The sequence below is a fragment of the Algibacter marinivivus genome (assembly GCF_003143755.1).
Classification (GTDB): domain Bacteria; phylum Bacteroidota; class Bacteroidia; order Flavobacteriales; family Flavobacteriaceae; genus Algibacter_B; species Algibacter_B marinivivus.
In genome coordinates this window covers 1,279,605-1,298,994 of the sequence record NZ_QFRI01000001.1, presented here as the reverse complement: position 1 = coordinate 1,298,994, position 19,390 = coordinate 1,279,605, and the positions used below count along the sequence as shown (strand labels likewise).

Annotated in this window: 19 protein-coding genes and 1 tRNA gene; 5 read left to right on the top strand and 15 right to left on the bottom strand. The window is 31.1% G+C overall.

Features of this window, described 5'->3' with window-relative positions; genetic code table 11:
- Positions 1-42: 42 nt before the first annotated feature.
- The 8 genes from DIS18_RS05975 to DIS18_RS05940 all read right to left on the bottom strand — a co-directional run bounded on the left by DIS18_RS05975 (position 43) and on the right by DIS18_RS05940 (position 7,806).
- Positions 43-498, bottom strand: a complete 456-nt coding sequence (locus DIS18_RS05975; RefSeq protein WP_109352095.1) for a GNAT family N-acetyltransferase — start codon at positions 496-498, stop codon at positions 43-45.
- Positions 499-507: 9 nt separating this feature from the next.
- Positions 508-831 carry a DUF4286 family protein gene (locus DIS18_RS05970; RefSeq protein WP_109352094.1) on the bottom strand — a complete coding sequence of 108 codons (324 nt, stop codon included), beginning with the start codon at positions 829-831 and terminating at the stop codon, positions 508-510.
- 56 nt (positions 832-887) lie between these two features.
- On the bottom strand, positions 888-1,400 hold the full coding sequence (locus DIS18_RS05965; protein WP_109352093.1) for a GNAT family N-acetyltransferase: 513 nt from the start codon (positions 1,398-1,400) through the stop codon (positions 888-890).
- A gap of 3 nt (positions 1,401-1,403) precedes the next feature.
- Positions 1,404-3,179, bottom strand: coding sequence for a tetratricopeptide repeat protein (locus DIS18_RS05960; protein WP_109352092.1), 1,776 nt, complete (start codon positions 3,177-3,179; stop codon positions 1,404-1,406).
- A 493-nt stretch (positions 3,180-3,672) separates the two neighbouring features.
- The gene (gene serS / locus DIS18_RS05955) at positions 3,673-4,944 is read right to left on the bottom strand and encodes a serine--tRNA ligase (RefSeq protein ID WP_109352091.1); all 1,272 of its coding nucleotides are present in this window, start codon (positions 4,942-4,944) and stop codon (positions 3,673-3,675) included.
- A gap of 45 nt (positions 4,945-4,989) precedes the next feature.
- Positions 4,990-6,306: an HTTM domain-containing protein gene (locus DIS18_RS05950; RefSeq protein WP_109352090.1), complete on the bottom strand. Its 1,317-nt coding sequence runs from the start codon at positions 6,304-6,306 to the stop codon at positions 4,990-4,992.
- On the bottom strand, positions 6,296-7,231 hold the full coding sequence (locus DIS18_RS05945) for a bifunctional riboflavin kinase/FAD synthetase (protein WP_109352089.1): 936 nt from the start codon (positions 7,229-7,231) through the stop codon (positions 6,296-6,298). The genes DIS18_RS05950 and DIS18_RS05945 overlap by 11 nt, the downstream gene beginning before the upstream one ends.
- 56 nt (positions 7,232-7,287) lie before the next feature.
- Complete coding sequence (locus tag DIS18_RS05940) at positions 7,288-7,806, bottom strand: hypothetical protein (protein WP_181363989.1); 519 nt, start codon at positions 7,804-7,806, stop codon at positions 7,288-7,290.
- A 101-nt stretch (positions 7,807-7,907) separates the two neighbouring features.
- On the opposite strand from DIS18_RS05940, the gene DIS18_RS05935 reads away from it, so the two are divergent.
- Positions 7,908-10,931 carry a reprolysin-like metallopeptidase gene (locus DIS18_RS05935; protein WP_109352087.1) on the top strand — a complete coding sequence of 1,008 codons (3,024 nt, stop codon included), beginning with the start codon at positions 7,908-7,910 and terminating at the stop codon, positions 10,929-10,931.
- A gap of 27 nt (positions 10,932-10,958) precedes the next feature.
- On the opposite strand, the gene pth is transcribed toward DIS18_RS05935, so the two are convergent.
- From pth to DIS18_RS05920, 3 genes are all read right to left on the bottom strand, one after another.
- Complete coding sequence (gene pth / locus DIS18_RS05930; RefSeq protein ID WP_109352086.1) at positions 10,959-11,585, bottom strand: aminoacyl-tRNA hydrolase; 627 nt, start codon at positions 11,583-11,585, stop codon at positions 10,959-10,961.
- 281 nt (positions 11,586-11,866) lie between these two features.
- Entirely contained in the window at positions 11,867-12,520 is a 654-nt protein-coding gene (locus DIS18_RS05925; RefSeq protein ID WP_109352085.1) for a 50S ribosomal protein L25/general stress protein Ctc, read from the bottom strand.
- A 61-nt stretch (positions 12,521-12,581) separates the two neighbouring features.
- Positions 12,582-13,523 carry a ribose-phosphate pyrophosphokinase gene (locus DIS18_RS05920; protein WP_109352084.1) on the bottom strand — a complete coding sequence of 314 codons (942 nt, stop codon included), beginning with the start codon at positions 13,521-13,523 and terminating at the stop codon, positions 12,582-12,584.
- A 144-nt stretch (positions 13,524-13,667) separates the two neighbouring features.
- Here DIS18_RS05920 and DIS18_RS05915 point away from each other — a divergent pair.
- Positions 13,668-13,749, top strand: a tRNA-Leu gene (locus tag DIS18_RS05915).
- 54 nt (positions 13,750-13,803) lie between these two features.
- On the opposite strand, the gene DIS18_RS05910 is transcribed toward DIS18_RS05915, so the two are convergent.
- On the bottom strand, positions 13,804-14,913 hold the full coding sequence (locus tag DIS18_RS05910) for a formylglycine-generating enzyme family protein (RefSeq protein ID WP_109352083.1): 1,110 nt from the start codon (positions 14,911-14,913) through the stop codon (positions 13,804-13,806).
- Between the two features lie 151 nt (positions 14,914-15,064).
- On the opposite strand from DIS18_RS05910, the gene DIS18_RS05905 reads away from it, so the two are divergent.
- Genes DIS18_RS05905 through nadD form a run of 3 tightly spaced genes read left to right on the top strand, consistent with a single transcriptional unit; the run spans position 15,065 to position 17,114 of the window.
- Positions 15,065-15,922, top strand: coding sequence for a YicC/YloC family endoribonuclease (locus DIS18_RS05905; RefSeq protein ID WP_109352082.1), 858 nt, complete (start codon positions 15,065-15,067; stop codon positions 15,920-15,922).
- A gap of 30 nt (positions 15,923-15,952) precedes the next feature.
- Positions 15,953-16,525, top strand: a complete 573-nt coding sequence (gene gmk, locus DIS18_RS05900) for a guanylate kinase (RefSeq protein ID WP_109352600.1) — start codon at positions 15,953-15,955, stop codon at positions 16,523-16,525.
- Between the two features lie 10 nt (positions 16,526-16,535).
- Positions 16,536-17,114: a nicotinate (nicotinamide) nucleotide adenylyltransferase gene (gene nadD, locus DIS18_RS05895; RefSeq protein ID WP_109352081.1), complete on the top strand. Its 579-nt coding sequence runs from the start codon at positions 16,536-16,538 to the stop codon at positions 17,112-17,114.
- 83 nt (positions 17,115-17,197) lie between these two features.
- Here the strand turns inward: nadD and lysM (DIS18_RS05890) are convergent, their stop codons facing one another.
- The 3 genes from lysM (DIS18_RS05890) to DIS18_RS05880 all read right to left on the bottom strand — a co-directional run bounded on the left by lysM (DIS18_RS05890) (position 17,198) and on the right by DIS18_RS05880 (position 19,390).
- Positions 17,198-17,683 (bottom strand): peptidoglycan-binding protein LysM, encoded by a 486-nt coding sequence (lysM, locus tag DIS18_RS05890; protein ID WP_109352599.1) that lies wholly within the window; start codon positions 17,681-17,683, stop codon positions 17,198-17,200.
- Positions 17,684-17,803: 120 nt separating this feature from the next.
- A complete protein-coding gene (gene lysM, locus DIS18_RS05885) occupies positions 17,804-18,283 on the bottom strand; it encodes a peptidoglycan-binding protein LysM (RefSeq protein ID WP_109352080.1) in 480 nt (159 codons plus the stop codon).
- A gap of 162 nt (positions 18,284-18,445) precedes the next feature.
- Positions 18,446-19,390, bottom strand: a complete 945-nt coding sequence (locus DIS18_RS05880; protein ID WP_109352079.1) for a nicotinic acid mononucleotide adenyltransferase — start codon at positions 19,388-19,390, stop codon at positions 18,446-18,448.

The window sequence follows — 19,390 nt, the reverse complement described above, 5'->3', positions numbered from 1 at the left end:
AGATAATAAGTTTTGCTCTCTAAGATGGTAAGTTGCAAACATTTAATTGAAATGCATTTTCATGCCTTCATGGGATGACTTAAATCCTAAATCTTCATAAAATTTTATGGATTGTAATCTTTTTTTATCAGTTGTTAACTGTAATACATGAGCCTTCTTTTCTTTAGCTCTGTTAATGGCCCATTCAAACATGCTCTTGCCTAAGCCAATGCCTCTTTGATCTTTTCTTATCCTTACAGCTTCTATTTGTGCTCTAATTCCTCCTTTATAAGTTAAGTATTGAATACATGTAAGCTGTAAAGTCCCTATTACTTCAAAATTTTTGTTTTCAACAACTATGAGTTCTTGGTTTTCATCAGAATCGATTCTCTTGAAAGCATTAATATATTCTTTTGGCAATGGTGTTTGATAATTTTCTCTTGTTTTCCCAAGCTCATCATCAGCTATCATTTCAATTATTTGAGGTAAATCTTTTTCTGTAGCTTTTCTGAAAATCATAGTTTCAGATTATTTAAAATTAACCGTATACTCATCAACAATTTGAAGTTCTGTTCTAAAAGCCAACATTTTATCTGCAAACTTTTTCATGCCTTCAGTTCTTAATTTTTCAGCATCTTCTCTATAATACGCATCTAAAGCTTCTCGAGAATAGGAGCGGTATTGAATTGAATAAGTAACGCCTCCCATATCTTCTTCAACTAAAACTTGAGATAAGGTTGCTTTTTCAAATTTGCCAGTACCTAAAACTTGTGGGATATGTTCTTTAATCCAAACAAGCCATTCATCATGAATGGATTCGTCTATGTTTACTGTTACATTATATATAATCATAAAATAAGTTTATTTATTTAAAAGTTTATCTATAAACTTTTCTTAATAGAAGAGTATTATAAATCTTTTGCAAATAACAAGAGTTCTTCATCATCTTCAAAGGGTTTTACTCTTTTTTCATATCTAAAACTCAATTTTTCAAGCAGTTTTATGGAACCTATATTATATGGAGCAGTAATGGCTAAAAGTTTTTTAATATTAAATTTCTCTTTTGCTAATTCCATTATTGCAATTGAAGCTTCATATCCAAAGCCTTGTCTTTCATAATCTTCTAAAAATGCAAATCCTATGTCTACATGTTTTAATTCATCTCGTTTAATTAACCCACAAGTACCAATTGGAATATTTTTTTCTTTCAATATCAGTTTATAAAAACCAAATCCGTTTGTTTTATAACTTTCTAGATGCCCAGATTTTATTCTTTCTTCAGCGTCTTCTATAGTTTTGGTGTTTCTATCACCAATATATTTAATCCAATGTGGTGTGTTTACTAATGCTTTAAAAAACGAAGCATCATTAAGTGTAAATTTTTCAATTAATAAACGTTCGGTTTCAGCTTCAGCAATCATATTCTAATTTATGGCATCGCCTCTAAGCGTTCTGTAACGTTTTCTAGCATCAACAAAGTAGATACTATCAGCGTGATTAAAGATAATTTGCTCATATAACGCTTTAGCTTTTTCTGGAAGATTTAAATGCTTATCATATATTTCTGCTAAATAGAAAAGTGCATCATCAATTAAAATACCATCCCTGTAGTTTTTAACTAATATTTCATAATTAACCTTTGCTTTTTCATTGTCGCCTTTTAACTCAAACAAATGTGCTTGTTTGAATAATGCTTGAGCAATTATAGGCTCTGTTTTATGCTCTTCCAAAATTTCATCAAGCATAATAATAGCCTCATTATTTCTGTTTTGAAATGCCAATAAATCTGCTTTTGCATATTTTTTTAATGCTGTTTGAAGTGAATCTTCATACTTATTATCAGAAATTAAAAGTTTTAAATCTAATGCATCATTAGCTATAAGTTGAGATGTTGAAGCTTTTAAAATCTTAAGCTGAGACTCTGCCCATTTAAAATCCCCTTTGTAATAACTTGCCTTGGCAACTTTAAAACGTGCTTCTTGAGAAATAGTACTGTTTTTAAGATTACGCTGAATTTGAGTGTAGTAAATTAATGCTTTATTAAACTTTTCTTGTAATACTAAAATATCTCCTAACTCTAGCTTAACTTGAGCCTTTTCAATTTCTGCTAATGGCAACCTTAAACTATTTTCTAAAAACTTAGTGGCTTCTTGAGTTTGGTTTAAATAGAATGCTAAGAAGTGTGCATAAGAAATCTGTAATTCTATAGTTTCAGATTCATCCCCAAATTGTTTAAGTAATTCTAGGTATTTGTTTTTGATTGCTCCATAATTAGTTTTAGAACTTTCACTAATGTCAATCTTTATTAAATTTCTATGTGCTTCTAATTTAGTTTCATCATCTTGAGCAGTTTCAATAATAAACTCAAAAATCTCTCGAGAAATGTTATTCTCTTTTTCATTTGATGCTATTAAAGCTAGCTCTTCAATACGACGCAAACTTTCTGGCTGTCTCTTATAAATGGCCTTTTCTTGAATAAAAGCTTTTTTGAAATCCTTTTGCTGAATAAACAACCAACTTAATAACTGATTCCAAAGAATATTAGGCTCTAGTTGATTTTTTTTCAAAAGTAATTTTCGGAATAAAATATTGTTTTCATTAGTACTATCTTCACTAATAAAATCGTTTATAGCACGCTTAACATCCCTTACAACAACAGGGTTTAATTCTGCAAAATTTAGGTAACTATTAAACATCTTTTCAATATTACCTTGCTCTCCATAAATTTGTGCAAGCTGTACATTAAAATTGAAATCGGGATTTAAAACTGCTGCTTTTTCATAAGAAATTACAGCCTCGTTTAAAAGTGAATGACTTTGGAAACTTCTAGCTACAGCAAAAACATTACTAGCTTTTTTATCAATTGTTGAAATTGCTTTTTGGTAATTCTCGTTTGCTTTTTGCAAATCGTTTTTCAGTTGATAATTATACCCCAACTCAACTATAAAAGCTGGGTACTTAACCCGCTCCATTAATTTCAAAATAAAACTTTCAGCTTCATCATACCTTTCTAATTGCTGATAGGTGCTAATAACTTGATTAATGTAATTAATATTAGAAGATGATTTAGCATACAACTTTTTATACTCAATAAGTGCTTTTTCATACTCCCCTTTTTGGAAATAATCTTTAGCAAGCGTAGCATTTTGAGAAAACAAAACACCCGATATAAATAAGCATAAAAATAAAATGTAACGCATATGGTAAATATAACAAATGTAAGGTGTAGATAATGTAAAAGTTTTTATAAAAAAAGTGCCCGATAAAAATCGGGCACTTACCAACCAAAAATAATTTTCTATTAACTACTTGTTAATTAAACACTCGATTGGGGACAGTCTTTAATTCTCGTTTACACAAGAACGACTATTTTCAAAAATTCGTATTGGATTGCATCAAGAATTTTATTTGAAAAATCCCTATTTACTCGCAATGGTTGAGGTATTGTCTTCGGATTTAAATAATTCGAAATCTGAAGATAATACTTTAGTTGCGAAAAAAATCAGAGCAATTAAAAGGAAAATGCGCTTAACATTCTTCATAATCAGTAGGTTAATTAGATTTGGTTAAGCGAACTTGAAAAATAAATATTAATTATTCAAGAAAAATATAATAAATTCGTCAAACAACATGTATTAAATGCATTTAATCGATAATTATTTTAATAAATTGATTAATTTGTAAGATTTAACTTTAATTTATGATTTTAAAACCTGTGTAAGGTTGAAGCACTTCTGGCACAAGGATTCCATCCTTAGTTTGGTAGTTTTCAAGAATTCCTGCTAGCACTCTTGGTAAAGCTAAAGAGCTTCCATTAAGAGTATGTGCTAATTCATTTTTACCATCACTATTCTTAAATCGAAGTTTTAAACGATTCGCTTGAAAGGTTTCAAAATTTGAAACTGAAGAGATTTCTAACCATCTATCTTGAGCTGTAGAAAACACCTCAAAATCGTAAGTTAATGCTGCAGCAAAAGATGTATCTCCGCCACATAAACGTAATATCCTGTATGGTAATTTTAATTCTTTTAAAATATCTTTAACATGGTCAATCATACCATCCAAAGCTTGGTAAGATTTACTAGGGTGTTCTACACGAATAATTTCAACTTTATCAAATTGGTGTAACCTATTTAAACCTCTTACATGAGCACCGTAACTTCCTGCCTCACGACGAAAACATGGTGTATAACCTGTAACACTAACTGGTAATTCATTTTCACTTAAAACAACATCTCTAAAAATATTGGTTCCAGGCACCTCAGCCGTAGGGATTAAATATAAATTATCTTCTGTAACATGGTACATTTGCCCTTCCTTATCAGGTAATTGTCCTGTACCAAAACCAGAAGCTTCATTTACCATAAGTGGTAATTGGTATTCTGTGTAACCAGCTGCTGTATTTTTGTCTAAAAAATAAGCAATTAAAGCACGTTGTAATCTTGCCCCTTTTCCTTTATAAACTGGAAAACCTGCGCCAGTTATTTTGTTACCTAATTCAAAATCTATAATATCATATTTCTTAGCTAGTTCCCAATGTGGTAAAGCACCATCATATAATTTTGGAATATCACCTGCTTTAAAAACCTCTTCATTATCTAAATCTGAATTTCCTCGTGGTACATCTTCATGAGGCACATTTGGTATTTTGTAAAGTAGCTCGTTTAACGCTTCAGATTTATTATTTAATGCTTCAGAAAGCGCTTTAGAAGCTTCTTTAAGCTGGCTCGTTTTTCCTTTTAAAACATTAGCCTCTTGAACTTTACCAGACTTAAATAAGTTCCCTATTTCTTTTGATAAAGTGTTAGATTCTGCCAAAGTATTATCTAACTCAGTTTGAAGACGTCTTCTATCTTCGTCAAAATTAATAACATCATCAATCATTTGCGTAGCATCAATATTTCTTTTTGCTAAGCGCTCTATAACTAATGCTTTGTTTTCTCTAATAAAAGGAACTTGTAACATGAATTGAAAAATTTAAGCCACAAATTTAATGAATTGAATATATAATCACTCTTCTTTTGAAGGTAAAATCCAATTGGAATGCTTAAAAACATCCCATTCTACATTGGCAATATCTATGGTTGGATCAATTAAAGTTTTATATGGCTTTCCGTTTACACTCACTTTACTGTTTACGTAAACTGCAACATCCTCTCCCTTACTCTTAAATTCTTCTTTAAGGCGTTGTGCAAATTGCCACATTACATCTGGTTTTGTGCTAGCAGATCTTTTTTGTTTAACACTTAAGTATTTGTTTAAATCTATATAAGAACGTTTCCCTGTGTCTTTATTTTCAACCCAATACGATGTTTGTCCACTTTTTATTCTAAGCATCATTCGCCATGAAAGTCTGTGTCCTTCTTCTGTCCAAAGTACATTATCTTCAATAAAATGATGTCTTAATGGTAATCCAATTTGGATTATAAAATAAATTGAAAATACTATGATTAGTATTGAATTATAATTTGGAATTCTGATTTCCTCTGATGAGTAGAATAATTTCTTTTTTAAAAATAGTTTTTGAATTTTTTCTGCTGGGAAAAAGAACAATGAAAAGGCTAAAGATAAATAAGGAAAAATACCTATTTGAAATATAATTGAATTAAACATATGAAAGAAAATAGAAACTATAAAAGCATATTTTCTTGTAGGTTTAAATAATAGCAAAGGCACTATTAAACCATCAAATAAAATACCACCATAAGCTAATATATAATGTAACCATTTATGCTGAAGAAAATCACCAACTACAACATAATCTTTTTTACCTCTCATCATTAATTCTATAACAGATGTGTCTAACCAATCTGGATATAACTTAGCTACAGACGCATATGTGTAAACAATAAATAATTGAAGAATTATAACCCAACGACACCATTGAGGCATTGAATAGCTTTTAATTTCTGGATTTATTTTAGCATCAATAGAGGCATATTTATGTGCAGGAAGACACACCATAATGGCACTCAACAGCATTAACAAATAGTAATGATTATTATATGATGATTTTTGCATTAAATACGTTGCAGACCACATTATTGTAAATGCAAACATGCTGAATCTGTATTTGTATCCAACCATAATTAACAACCCAAATAAGCCCATTGCTAAATAATAGTAATACATCCCATCACCAGGTAAGGGTTGCAAAAATTCAAAACCAATAAAATTAAAAGTGAAATCTGGCTCAACTAAAGTACGTTTTATCCAACCTGTAAAAATAGCTCCAACCGATTCTAAAAAACAAAGCAACCCAAAAATAATCCTGAAAACGACTAGAGATGAATTGTCTATATGTTTAAAAAGCCAGTTATTTAGCATTTTGATTTATAATATATTCTAAAGCAGTAGCTTTATCTTTCTTCAATTGATTTTTTAAGACTTCAATAGACTCAAATTTTTCTTCATCTCGAATTCTGTGAAGCAAATCTATTTGTATTGTATCCTCATAAATATTTGCATCAAAATCAAAAAAGTGAACCTCAATTGTTTGTTTGTCTCCGTTTACTGTTGGGTTCATTCCAATATTCATCATACCATAAACTAAAGTTTCATTAATCAAAGCGTTTACAATATAAGAACCCTGTTTAGGTATAATTTTATAGTCTTCTACAATTTCAATATTAGCCGTAGGAAACCCAATCTGTTTTCCTAAACCTTTACCTTTAGTTACTTTACCTGTTAACATAAAATTATAACCCAAAAATGTATTGGCTTTTTGTATTTCTCCTTCTAACAAAGCTTTTCTAATCTTTGTAGAACTTACTGCCACATCATTTATATCTTGAGCTGAAATCTCTTCTACTTCAAAATCATAAGTTTCACCAAAAGCTTTTAAGTCATTAATATCAGCATTCCTATTTCTACCAAATCTATGGTCGTAACCAATAATTACTTTTTTAGCATTTAGTTTTTCTACTAAAATCTGTTTCACAAAATCTTCTGCTGATAATCTTGAAAACTCGTGAGTAAACTTTTTTATAACTAAACAATCTAATCCTAATTCATCTAAAATATTATGTCGTTCATCAATGGTATTTATAAGTTTTATGTTAGAATCTTTTTGCAACACCATTCTTGGGTGAGGAAAAAAAGTGAGTATTACAGATTGTAAATCTTCTAATTTGCCTGTATTAATTAAACGATTGATTATTTTTTGATGACCAACGTGTACACCATCAAAAGTGCCAATGGTTACAACAGTTGGTTGATTGTTTAAAGTGTTTAAATTACGCCTTGTTTTCAAGCTTTTTATTTTACACAAAATTAGTTATAATGAAACTTAAAACAAACCTAAAAACGTTATTGTAAGCTGAATATATAATCTATTCTATTTATAACTTGTGGCACTTCTTCAATTTTAAAATTTAATTGAATACGAAAACTATTTTCATCCACCTTAGTTATTGATAATTTACCCTTATTAATTTTATAATAACCCGTTTGTCCTTTACAATAGCACCACCTTGCAAAAAAGAGTTTTTTATTTTTTAAATCTTCTGTTTTAATCTCAGGATTACTTTTATCTATTTCAATAAAAATTTCTTCTCTATAACCACTGTCTTGATAATTACTATTTCCTAGCTTCTTATATTCAAATTTTAACACACATTCATCGCCATTTAACACTTCAGGATAAACACTTCCTAGATTATCGGTATTAATTTGTAAGATTTTATTTTCGATTATTTCAAGTGAACATCTACCTTCTTTAGGACACTCCATATTCGAAACTTCCTTTGTTACAGCTGATTTTATCTCACTTTTAGCTTTACATGACAGCAAACAAATTATCAAAAAAAACACATAAAAATACCTCATAAACAAATATATGTTATTTTAAAATGACAGCATATTTTTTGTAATTGTTACATTAACAGAGTACTTTTAGCAAGCTAAGAAAAATATAAATCTTAATTGTCATGAGAATTTTTACCCCAAAAAACAATTTATTTCTGTTATTTTTTTCATTATTTCTAACAACCGTTTTTGCTCAAAATAAAGAAGTTTGGTCTTTGGTTTCTAAAAAAGAAGCTATTCAAGGTAAAAAAATGTTACGAAAAACAGAACCTTCAAAATCTGTTTACTATCAATTAAATATTAATGAGTTAAAGAACAGTTTAAATACAGTTTCAAAGAGTTCATCAAATAAAAATACAGCTACACAAATTATTAAGTTTCCAAATAGTGAAGGTGAATTAGATGAATTTGAAGTGAAAGAATCATCAATATTAGAGGCAGCTTATCAAGAAAAGCATCCAGAAATACGAACTTATGTTGGACAAAATATTAAAAACCCTTCATCTACTATTAGTTTTAGTATTACTCCTCAAGGATTACATGCTATGACATTGTCTTCTAAAACTGGCACACAATTTATTGACCCTTATTCAGAAAACAATACATATATAGTTTATGATAAAGGAGATCTTCCAGCCTTAAAAAAAGAATTTAGATGTCTTGTTCCTGATGATTTAATTATGTCTAGAGAAACAAGTAAAAATTCAAAATCACAAAGAAATGCTAATGATAGTAAATTACGAACATTCAGACTAGCTTTAGCTTCTACTATCGAATATTCTCAGTTTCATTGGCAAGCAGCTGGTTTAACAGCTGGAGATACCGAAGCAGCTAAAAAAGCAGCTGTATTAGCTGCAATGACTGTAACAATGAATCGTGTAAATACTGTTTTTCAAAGAGATTTGGCCATTAAAATGATCTTGGTTGATAATACTAATATTATTTTTATTAATTCTGACAATTTCACTAATAATGATGCAAACTTATTAATTGATGAAAGTCAAGTAGAAATTGATGCTGCTGCTACAGCAACGCCTTTTACTTATGATATAGGTCATACATTTAGCACTGGAGGTGGTGGGTTAGCGCAACTAAATTCTCCTTGTGTTACTGGAATTAAAGCCCAAGGAATTACTGGATTATCTTCTCCTGTAGGAGACTCATATGATATAGATTTTGTGGCTCATGAAATTGGTCATCAGTTTGGTGCACCGCATACATTTAATGGAGATGCCGGGAATTGTGCTGGAGGAAACAGAACTGCAAGTAATGCCTACGAACCTGGTAGTGGAACAACTATTATGGCTTATGCGGGTATTTGTTCTCCGCAAAATGTACAAAATCAAAGTGATGCCTATTTTCATCAAAAAAGCATTCAAATGATTTGGGATAATATCACAACTGGTGCAAGTACTTGTGGAGCAGAAACTAGTGTAACAAATAATGCACCAACAGCAAACGCTGGACCTGACTATACTATCCCAGTATCAACAGCTTTTAAACTTGTAGGAAGTTCAACTGACCCTGATGGTACTTCTGGACATACTTATACTTGGGAACAATATGATTTAGGTTCTGCTGGATTACCTCAAGAGAATAATATTACTGGTCCTTTAGTGCGCTCATTTGAAGGCACAACTAACCCTGTTAGAAATATTCCAATTTTTGCTGATTATGTTGCTACTGGAGGGTCTACAACTTGGGAAAAAATACCATCAGTTAATAGAACCATGACTTTTGCTTTAACCGTTAGAGATAATGATGTAATGGGTACAAATGGAGCTGGACAAACTGCTGTTGATTTTGTTGATATCATTGTAAATAGTACAGATCCTTTTGCTGTAGTAAACCCTGTATCTTGGGCACAAGGTTCAACTCAAAATATCGAATGGATTGTTGGGCAATCTGCAGATGTTGGTGGAATTAACTGCCAAACGGTTAGTATAAAATTATCTACTGATGGTGGTTTATCATTCCCAACTGTTATTACTTCAGCTACTCCAAATGATGGTTCTTTTTCGTATACAGTACCTGCCATATCAAATACTACTACTGCAAGAGTTTTAATTGAAGCAGTGGATAATATTTTTTATGATGTCTCAGATTATAATTTTTCAATTTCAACCGAGCCAGATTTTTTTATAGCTGATGAAACTTTAACACCCATAAACTGTGGAGAAACAATAGCAGTATATAATTTTGATTTTGTTGTTGCTAATGGTTTTTCAGACAACACCACTTTTAGTGCGTCTGGAATTCCTGGTTCAGGAACTGTTTCTTTTTCACCAACAAGCAGAAATGATTCTGGCACTGTAACCATGACCATTAGTAATTTAGATGGTGTTGCGCAAAACAATTATAATATTACTTTAACAGGCACAACAGCTGCTCCTAAGGTGAAAAACAAAAATATTGTTTTTCCATTCTTCAATTCTATTTGTGTATCTAGTGGTAATTTAGATTACCAAACAAGTACTAGATTAGTCCAATTTAATACAATTACTAATTTAACAGGGAAATCTGATTATAGTGATTTTACTGGCACTTCTACAGATATAAATAGAAATAGTTCTTATGATCTAAGAGTTAATGTAAATACAGATGGGGCTTTTACCACAAATACCAAAGTATGGGTAGACTGGAATCAAAACTGTGAATTTGATGTTGGAGAAGATTATGATATGGGAGATGCTACTAATACCAGTAATGGTCCTACTGGTGAAACGCCAAGATCTATAACTGTACCTATTGATGCTCTTCTTGGAAGTACCGTAATGCGAGTTTCTACCAAATTTAAAGGAGATGGAATTGCGGGTTCTTGTGAAAATAGCTTTGATGGTGAAGTTGAAGATTATACGCTTAATATAATGCCTACCTTATCTGTTGAGGAATTTGGTTTCGAAAACTTTTTAGTTTTTCCTAACCCTAACAAAGGTGATTTTACTATAAAACTAAACGGCTCTAAATCTCGGGATATTATTACTGAAATTTATGATATAAGAGGTCGAGTAATATTTAAGAAAAATTATGAAGCAACTGGAGATTTCAATCAATCTATAGATTTAAATAATATTCACTCTGGCATGTACATTTTAAATGTAAGTGACGGTCTAAGAAAATCGACTAAGAAAATTATAATAGAATAAATAAAAGGAGCGTTAAAAACGCTCCTTTTATTTTCCATTAAATGTATTCATGGTATTATTGATACCTGCTAAAGCAAAAGATTTTATAAGGTCCATTGATTTTCCTAAGCGCTCTTTTAACTTAGTGTTTTCTTCATTTGTCCATTCACCTAGTACATAATCAACCTGCCTACCTTTACTAAAAGCATCGCTTATACCAAATCTGAAACGGTTGTATTTTGTGGTGTTTAATTTGTCCTGAATATCTTTTAATCCATTGTGACCACCATCACTTCCTTTTGTTTTTACACGTATGCTTCCAAAGGGTAAGTTTAAATCGTCTGTAATAACCAATAGGTTTTCTAATGGAATTTTTTCTTTTGTCAACCAATACTGAACAGCTTTTCCGCTAAGATTCATGTAGGTACTTGGTTTTAAAAATATAAACGTACGCCCTTTTAGTTTGTAGGTAGTAACATCTCCTAGTTTTTGGGTTTCAAAGGTTAAGTCTTCTTGTTTTGCAAAATAGTCTAATACTTTAAAGCCTATATTGTGACGGGTATTTTCATATTTCTCGCCTATGTTTCCCAAACCTACTATCAAAAATTTTTTCATAGGGTCTTGTTCTTCTATTTTATTTTTCTTTTTAAATAAGTTTGACAAAAACTGCCACATGTTATTTTTATTTTTTGCTAAAATACATTAAACATGCCAAAAAATTGCTGATTAGTTAGTTTCTAGCAGATGGGGTAAGTTAGGGATTGAAGTGTATAGCCCACAGCCCGACGAAAGAGGTGCGAGGACTTGCAACGAAACATTTATGTTCATGAATTCCAAAATTTACAATAGAATCCATGAATAAAAGCCCGACACTTCTAGTAACACCAAAATTTTTATTACAAAAAAAGCACCTTGAAAAAATCAAGATGCTTTTTTTATTTAATCCAAAATATGTTTTATTCTTGAGCTGGTGCTTCTGCCCCTTCTGCTGCTGGTGCTTCTGCTCCTTCAGCTGCTTCTGCTCCTTCTTCTAATTCTTCTTCATCTTCTTCATCTTCAACTGCTACTCTAGATGTACTTACTCTACAAACTACAGTATTATCGTTGTGTAAAAATGTATAATCTCCACTTGGTAAATCGCCTACGGCAACTTTATCACCAATTTTAAGAGGTGTGATATCTATCTCTATAAAATCTGGCAAGTTTACTGGTAATGCTTTAATACGAAGCTTACGGTTGTTTCTTTTTAAAACTCCACCGTTTTTAACCCCTTTAGAGTTACCTACTAATTGTACTGGGATGTTTAATGCAATTTCTTTATCCTCGAATAATTGATAGAAATCTATGTGTAAGATTCTGTCTGTTACTGGGTGAAATTGAATGTCTTGAAGTACTGCATTTAAAGTTTCTCCGTTGTCTAGCTCAATCACAACTGTATGCGCATTAGGCGTGTATACTAGTTTTGAGAAAGCTAATTCTGGTGCAGAGAAATGCACTGGCTTGTCTCCTCCGTATAATACGCAAGGAACCTGACCAGCATTACGTAGGGCTTTTGTTGCTTTCTTGCCCACGCTTTCTCTTTGAGATCCGTTGATTGTAATTGATTTCATAATTGTTATTTATATAATAATTTAATTAATACTCTTTTTTATTTCGCCTTAAGCGGAATGGTTACATTACAAATTTTGAACTAATTGATTTGTTATTGTGTACTTTACTCATCACCTCAGCAAATAAATCTGCACATCCTAAAACTCTAATTTTATCGCTTTTTTGAGTTAATGGAATAGAGTCTGTAACTATTAATTCCTCAAGCTTAGATTTTTCTAATCTTTCGTAAGCGTTTCCAGACAAAATAGGGTGTGTACATATAGCTCTTACACTTAATGCACCTCTTTCCATCATTAAATCTGCTGCTTTTGTTAATGTTCCTGCAGTGTCAACCATATCATCAACTAAAACTACATTTTTACCTTTAACATCTCCAATTAATTCCATGTGAGATATAACATTGGCTTTTGCGCGTTGCTTGTAACAAATTACAACATCACTTTCTAAAGCTTTTGAATAAGCGTAGGCTCTTTTTGAACCACCCATATCTGGTGATGCAATAGTTAAGTTAGGTAGGTTTAAACTTTTTAAATATGGTAAAAATATGATTGATGCATATAAATGATCAACAGGTTTTTCAAAAAATCCTTGGATTTGATCTGCATGCAAATCCATAGTGATAATACGTGTTGCACCAGCTGCCTCAAGCATTTTTGCTACTAATTTAGCTGCAATTGGTACTCTTGGTTTATCTTTTCGATCTTGTCTTGCCCAACCAAAATATGGCATAACCGCAGTAATGTGTCTTGCTGATGCACGTTTTGCTGCATCAATCATTAACAACATTTCCATTAAGTTTCTTGGCTCCGGGTGTGTCGATCCGATTATAAAAATTCTAGTACCACGAATCGATTCTTCGTATGAAGGTTGAAACTCACCATCACTATATGTAGACGTTATAACGTTTCCTAATTCTGTACCAAAAGCTTTAGCGATTTGCTCACCTAAAACTTTACTTTGTGTACATGCAAAAATTTTTGCTTCAGTATTTACAACGGCCATGGTTAACTTGTTGTTTTGTAGTATTTAAAGTCTACTTTTTATAAACGAGGTGCAAATTTAGACATTTATTTTAACCTGAAAAGTATAATGACTGGTATTTTTGTGCGTAATATCGAAAAAAACTATATTTTTGCTGTCCGAAATGCTCAAGTGGCGGAATTGGTAGACGCGCTGGATTCAAAATCCAGTTTCTTCGGAAGTGTGGGTTCGATTCCCACCTTGAGTACAAAAGGCTTTAGTAAGTGAATTTATTAAAGCCTTTTTGTTTTATTTTAGTAAACTATTTCAATAACATATCTGGAGTAGCAACTGTTCTAAAACCAATATGCTCTGAAGAGGAGTCCATACTTGTTCCCATTCTAGAAGACACTCTATAACTTGCGCAATACGAATCGCTACACAAAAAAGAGCCGCCTTTAATTACTTTTTCTTGTAAATATGGCTGACTAGGATTATATGCTTTATCAGGGCCTTGAGGATTAACAACTTCTGCATTTGTTGCGACTAATTCTTCATAATACTTAATATTATACCAATCTGACACAAATTCCCAAACATTTCCTGCCATATCATACAACCCAAAATCATTTGGTGGATACGATTTTACTGGTGCTGTTCTTTCAAAACCATCTTCTAACGTATTGTTAACAGGGAATTCGCCTTCCCAACTATTCACCATTTTAGAGAGTTCACTTCTATCATCACCCCAAAAATAAATAGTGCTTGTCTTTTTACCTCTTGCAGCATATTCCCACTCCGCTTCTGTTGGTAATCGTCTTCCAGTCCATTTACAATAAGCCTGAGCATCCTCGTAACTTATATGTACGACTGGGTGATTATCTTTTCCATCAATATTACTATCTGGACCACTTGGGTGTCTCCAATTTACACCATTAACCCATCGCCACCACTGTGAAAAATCATATAAATTTGGAAGTGATGTTTTTGTTTTTTTAAACATTAAGGATCCAGGTTGCAAAATACTATCATGCGGTTTCTGTGTATCAACAGGTAATTGCTTCTTCATTTCTTCCCAATCAATTTCACGCTCAGCAACAGTAATATAACCTGTTTCGTTTACAAACTTTTTAAATGCTTTATTTGTCACTTCTGTTATATCAATAAAAAATCCATCAACAGAAACAGGGTGTTGTGGTTTTTCATGACTCATGGCAGTTTTATCTTGTTGAACTGCCCCTTGTAAAAAAGAACCTCCAGGAACCCAAACCATTCCATTTGGCGGATTATTAATAATACTATCTATTGATTTTTTAGTAGCTTCTTCAACAATGTTTTCATTATTTAATTCAACACTTTTTTGCTTTTCCTTACATGCTAGAATAAGAATACAACATCCTATTACAGCACTTATCTTATGTATTTTATTCATTTCTATATTGAAAAAAATTATTCAGTAAATGTATTTATTAATTATTTTATAACCCACTCATAATCATTTAAAGTATTTTTTTTAACACTAGTAAATTCATTTTCTTTACTTAGGTTTTAATTACCTTTGCATAATATTAATACTCGCATTTATGATACATTCTATGACAGGTTATGGAAAATCTGTTTTACAGCTCCCAACAAAAAAAATAACAATAGAACTTAAGTCTTTAAATAGTAAAAATTTAGATTTAAATGCTAGAATGCCTTCTATTTATAGGGAAAAAGAATTAGTTATTAGAAAAATTTTAGCTGATAAATTGGTGCGTGGAAAAGTAGATTTTTCAATTTATGTTGAAGCTACAGCTGAAGACACCTCTACTCAAATTAATACTCCTGTTGTAAAACAATATATTGAGCAATTAAAGCATGTTGTTGATGGAAATGATTTAGATTTTCTTAAAATGGCAGTTAGATTTCCTGATGCATTAAATACTGTTAGAGAAGAAATTGATGACAATGAATGGAATACAATTGAAATCGAGATAAACCATGCTATTGAAGCATTAACGAAGCACAGATTAAATGAAGGCAAGGTCTTAGAACTTGATTTCAGCAAACGTGTTGTTGCTATAAATGAGTTACTAGAAAAAGTAATTGCCATGGACCCCGAACGTGTTGAAGGTGTTCGAGAACGTTTATTAAAAGGGGTTGAAGAGTTAAGAGAAAAATATGATGAAAACCGATTTGAGCAAGAATTGATTTACTACATTGAAAAGTTTGATATTACAGAAGAAAAAGTAAGACTAAAAAATCATCTTAATTATTTTACTGAATGTATGAATTCTAACGATTCTAATGGGAAAAAATTAGGCTTTATTGGTCAAGAAATGGGACGTGAAATAAACACCATTGGCTCTAAAAGTAATTATGCACCTATGCAGCAGTTAGTGGTACAAATGAAAGATGAGTTGGAAAAAATTAAGGAACAATTATTGAATGTACTTTAACAAAAGGATAAATTAGTGATTGACAAAAACATAAAACAAGGTAAACTTATAGTGTTTTCTGCACCTTCAGGTTCAGGAAAAACAACCATTGTGAGGCATTTATTAGGTAAGGAAAATTTAAATTTAGAGTTCTCAATATCTGCAACTTCAAGAGATAAACGAGGAGAGGAAGAACATGGAAAAGACTACTATTTTCTTTCGGCTAAAGAATTTAAAAACAAAATTAAAACTGATGCCTTTTTAGAATGGGAAGAAGTTTATAGAGATAACTTTTATGGCACTTTAAAAACTGAAGTTGAACGTATTTGGGCACTTGGTAAAAACGTGATTTTTGATATTGATGTTTCTGGCGGACTTAGAATAAAAAGAAAATTTCCAGAAGAAACTCTAGCCATTTTTGTAAAACCACCAAGTATAGATGAATTAAAAATTCGTTTAAAAAAACGTAAAACAGAAAGTGAAGACAAAATAAATATGCGTGTTGCAAAAGCTTCAGCAGAATTAGCAACAGCGCCACTTTTTGATACTATTATTGTTAATGATGATTTAGAAAGAGCACTTGTTGAAGCAGAAGAGAAAGTAAATAATTTTATTAATTCTTAATGTTCTTGCAATGAAAGTTGGTTTATATTTTGGCTCTTTCAACCCCATACATATTGGGCATTTGGTTATTGCAAATCATTTAGCAGAATACAGTGATTTAGACCAAATTTGGTTTGTTGTAACACCACATAATCCTTTTAAAAAGAAATCTAGTTTACTTGATAATTATCAACGACTAGAGATGGTTTATTTGGCAACTAAAGATTACAAAAAACTAAAACCAAGTGATATAGAGTTTAATTTACCTCAACCTAATTACACAGTAAACACACTTGCACATTTACAAGAAAAATACCCCAACAATACCTTTGCTTTAATAATGGGAGAGGATAATTTGAAGAGTTTCCATAAATGGAAAAATTATGAAGTGATTCTTGATAATCATGATATCTATGTCTATCCAAGAATTTCTGAGAGTAACATTGATACTAGGTTTAACGGACACAAAAAAATACATCATGTAAATGCACCCATAATGCAACTCTCTTCAACTTTTATAAGAAAAGCGATAAAGGATGGTAAACTTGTTGAACCTATGCTCCCTAAAAATGTTTGGGAATATTTAGATGAGATGAATTTTTATAAATAGCTAAAACTTTAAAAGCAAAAAGCCAACTTTTTCAAGTTGGCTTCGAACATAACATAATTAGCTATTAATTAGGTTCTCATGTTCTAATCAAGTGCTGGGATTCTTAATACTTGTCCTGGATATATTTTGTCAGGATCTGTAAGCATTGGTTTATTCGCTTCAAAAATAACTGGGTATTTCATAGCGTTACCATAATATGTTTTTGCAATTTTTCCTAAAGTATCTCCACTTTGAACTGTGTGGAATTGTGCTACTGGCTCTTCATGTTTAACAGTCATCTGGTCATCAACAGAGGCTATTCCGCTTGAGTTACCAACAACTAAAACCACTTTTTCTCTTGTAGCTTGATTATATGCTAATCCTGATACAGTAGCCATATCATCATCAATAAAGATATTCAAACCTTCAACCTCTAATTGTAAATCAGTAATTGTTTCTTCTAATTTTCTAGCAGCAGCTTCTTCTAGTTTTAATTCTTTTTCAGCAGCTTCTCTAGCTTCTTCAGCATCAGTTTTTCCTATTCCAAAAACTTTAGCTCCTGCATTTTTTATGAATGAAAATAATCCCATTTTATCATTTGTTTTAAGGGTTAATACTTTTAAGACACACAAAAATTAAATAGGTCACAATTAATATTTTACAAGAACCTAAAACCTGTTTAAAACATAATATAATTAGTAATCTAAATACTAAGCAGGGATTCTTAATACCTGTCCAGGATATATTTTTTTTGGGTGGTGTAACATCGGCTTATTTGCTTCAAAAATTACAGAGTAGCCCATGTCATTCCCATAATACACCTTTGCTATTTTCCCTAAAGTATCTCCATTTGTTACCGTATAAAATTGAGAAACTGGGGCTTCATTTTCAACTTTCATATAATCATATACACTAGAAATACCATCTGAATTCCCAACAATTAAAACAACTTTTTCTCTTGTAGCTTGATCGTATGCTAAACCCGAAACTACAGCAACATCTGTGTCTATAAAAACATTTAAGTCTTCAACCTGTAATTGTAAATTTATAATTATTCTTTCTAGTTTTTTTGCAGCATAATTTTCAATTTCGGCCTTTTTAATTAAAGCTTCAGAAGGCAATAACATATGTGCATGTTCAATTTCAAATACTTTAATTCCTGCTTTTTTTATAAATGAAAATAACCCCATTAAATTTTATTTTGGTTTTTAGTGTTTCTATTTTTTAGACACAAAAAACATAAATACGTCACATATATAAACAAAAAAGAAACCGCTTAAAACAAGATGCTTTAAACGGTTTCTAAACTAAATAACCAACCAAAATTTTTAGTGAAAATTCACTTTGTATTTTTAAACCTTTCGAGTACTTTCTCTTGGATTTGCTACTTTATCTTTTCTAAACTTACGCTTTTTGTCTTTTGATACTTTCTTCTCTTTAGTATTACCATCAGACTTTAAGTATTGTATATAACCTCTACCTTCAAATTCATAAACTGTTTCAGAAGAAGGATGGAATAATTCAATCTTACTGTCTGTTATAACGGTCAATTCAAAAAATTCATTGTCCAAAAAGTCATAATCTAATGTTAAAGTTTTCAAGAGCTCATTCCCACTTACATCACCCACTCCATAAATTCCTGTATAATCCCAAATAAGATTATTAGCGCTTAATCCAATATCATCTTGCGAGCTTCTAAAAGTTGAATCGTTTCCACCAGCTAAAAATTGTAAATAATTCTCATTATCAAATTCATTTATAGCTCCAAACTCACTAGTATAAGTCTTTTCCCAAGCCTCATACTCTTGTAAGAAATAATGAATATTATCATAGAATACAAAGTCGTAATCAAAATTATTTCTTTGGTAACCATCTAAAAAGTAAGAGGTGTCATTATTAGGGTTGTATAATTCTATCGTATTATAATCTACTTCATAAACATCAAAAGTTGAAAATCCATCAATATCATGTTGTACATCTAAAATCATATCATAAGCATCAAACTCACCAACATCAATTCCAAAGCCATTACCATTAGAACCTAATCCTGCAATATTATTATTAGCATATACTACACCATTAAGAAAAGATACTGTAAATGCTTTTTGTAGAAAAGGCGTTTCTCCATACCCAACAGTACTATTAATATCTACATACCAAAGATCATACGAATTTAATAATTGATTTGCTGTAATTACAGGTGCATCATTAAAATCGTCTACAACAACTTCTGTATAACAAGAAGTAAAAAGTGTTGCTGTTAAAACAAAGCTTAAAAGTATTTTTATCGTTTTCAT

Bases quoted from the DNA above. Each gene is read 5' to 3' on its own strand.
- DIS18_RS05975 (WP_109352095.1), bottom strand. From the start codon at position 498: ATGATTTTCAGAAAAGCTACAGAAAAAGATTTACCTCAAATAATTGAA.
- DIS18_RS05920 (WP_109352084.1), bottom strand. From the start codon at position 13,523: ATGGCCGTTGTAAATACTGAAGCAAAAATTTTTGCATGTACACAAAGT.
- lysM (WP_109352080.1), bottom strand. From the start codon at position 18,283: ATGGGGTTATTTTCATTTATAAAAAAAGCAGGAATTAAAGTATTTGAA.
- DIS18_RS05880 (WP_109352079.1), bottom strand. From the start codon at position 19,390: ATGAAAACGATAAAAATACTTTTAAGCTTTGTTTTAACAGCAACACTT.
- DIS18_RS05965 (WP_109352093.1), bottom strand. From the start codon at position 1,400: ATGATTGCTGAAGCTGAAACCGAACGTTTATTAATTGAAAAATTTACA.
- pth (WP_109352086.1), bottom strand. From the start codon at position 11,585: ATGTGGCAGTTTTTGTCAAACTTATTTAAAAAGAAAAATAAAATAGAA.
- DIS18_RS05925 (WP_109352085.1), bottom strand. From the start codon at position 12,520: ATGAAATCAATTACAATCAACGGATCTCAAAGAGAAAGCGTGGGCAAG.
- DIS18_RS05950 (WP_109352090.1), bottom strand. From the start codon at position 6,306: ATGCTAAATAACTGGCTTTTTAAACATATAGACAATTCATCTCTAGTC.
- DIS18_RS05960 (WP_109352092.1), bottom strand. From the start codon at position 3,179: ATGCGTTACATTTTATTTTTATGCTTATTTATATCGGGTGTTTTGTTT.
- DIS18_RS05905 (WP_109352082.1), top strand. From the start codon at position 15,065: ATGATACATTCTATGACAGGTTATGGAAAATCTGTTTTACAGCTCCCA.
- DIS18_RS05935 (WP_109352087.1), top strand. From the start codon at position 7,908: ATGAGAATTTTTACCCCAAAAAACAATTTATTTCTGTTATTTTTTTCA.
- DIS18_RS05910 (WP_109352083.1), bottom strand. From the start codon at position 14,913: ATGAATAAAATACATAAGATAAGTGCTGTAATAGGATGTTGTATTCTT.
- nadD (WP_109352081.1), top strand. From the start codon at position 16,536: ATGAAAGTTGGTTTATATTTTGGCTCTTTCAACCCCATACATATTGGG.
- DIS18_RS05940 (WP_181363989.1), bottom strand. From the start codon at position 7,806: ATGAGGTATTTTTATGTGTTTTTTTTGATAATTTGTTTGCTGTCATGT.
- serS (WP_109352091.1), bottom strand. From the start codon at position 4,944: ATGTTACAAGTTCCTTTTATTAGAGAAAACAAAGCATTAGTTATAGAG.
- lysM (WP_109352599.1), bottom strand. From the start codon at position 17,683: ATGGGATTATTTTCATTCATAAAAAATGCAGGAGCTAAAGTTTTTGGA.
- DIS18_RS05970 (WP_109352094.1), bottom strand. From the start codon at position 831: ATGATTATATATAATGTAACAGTAAACATAGACGAATCCATTCATGAT.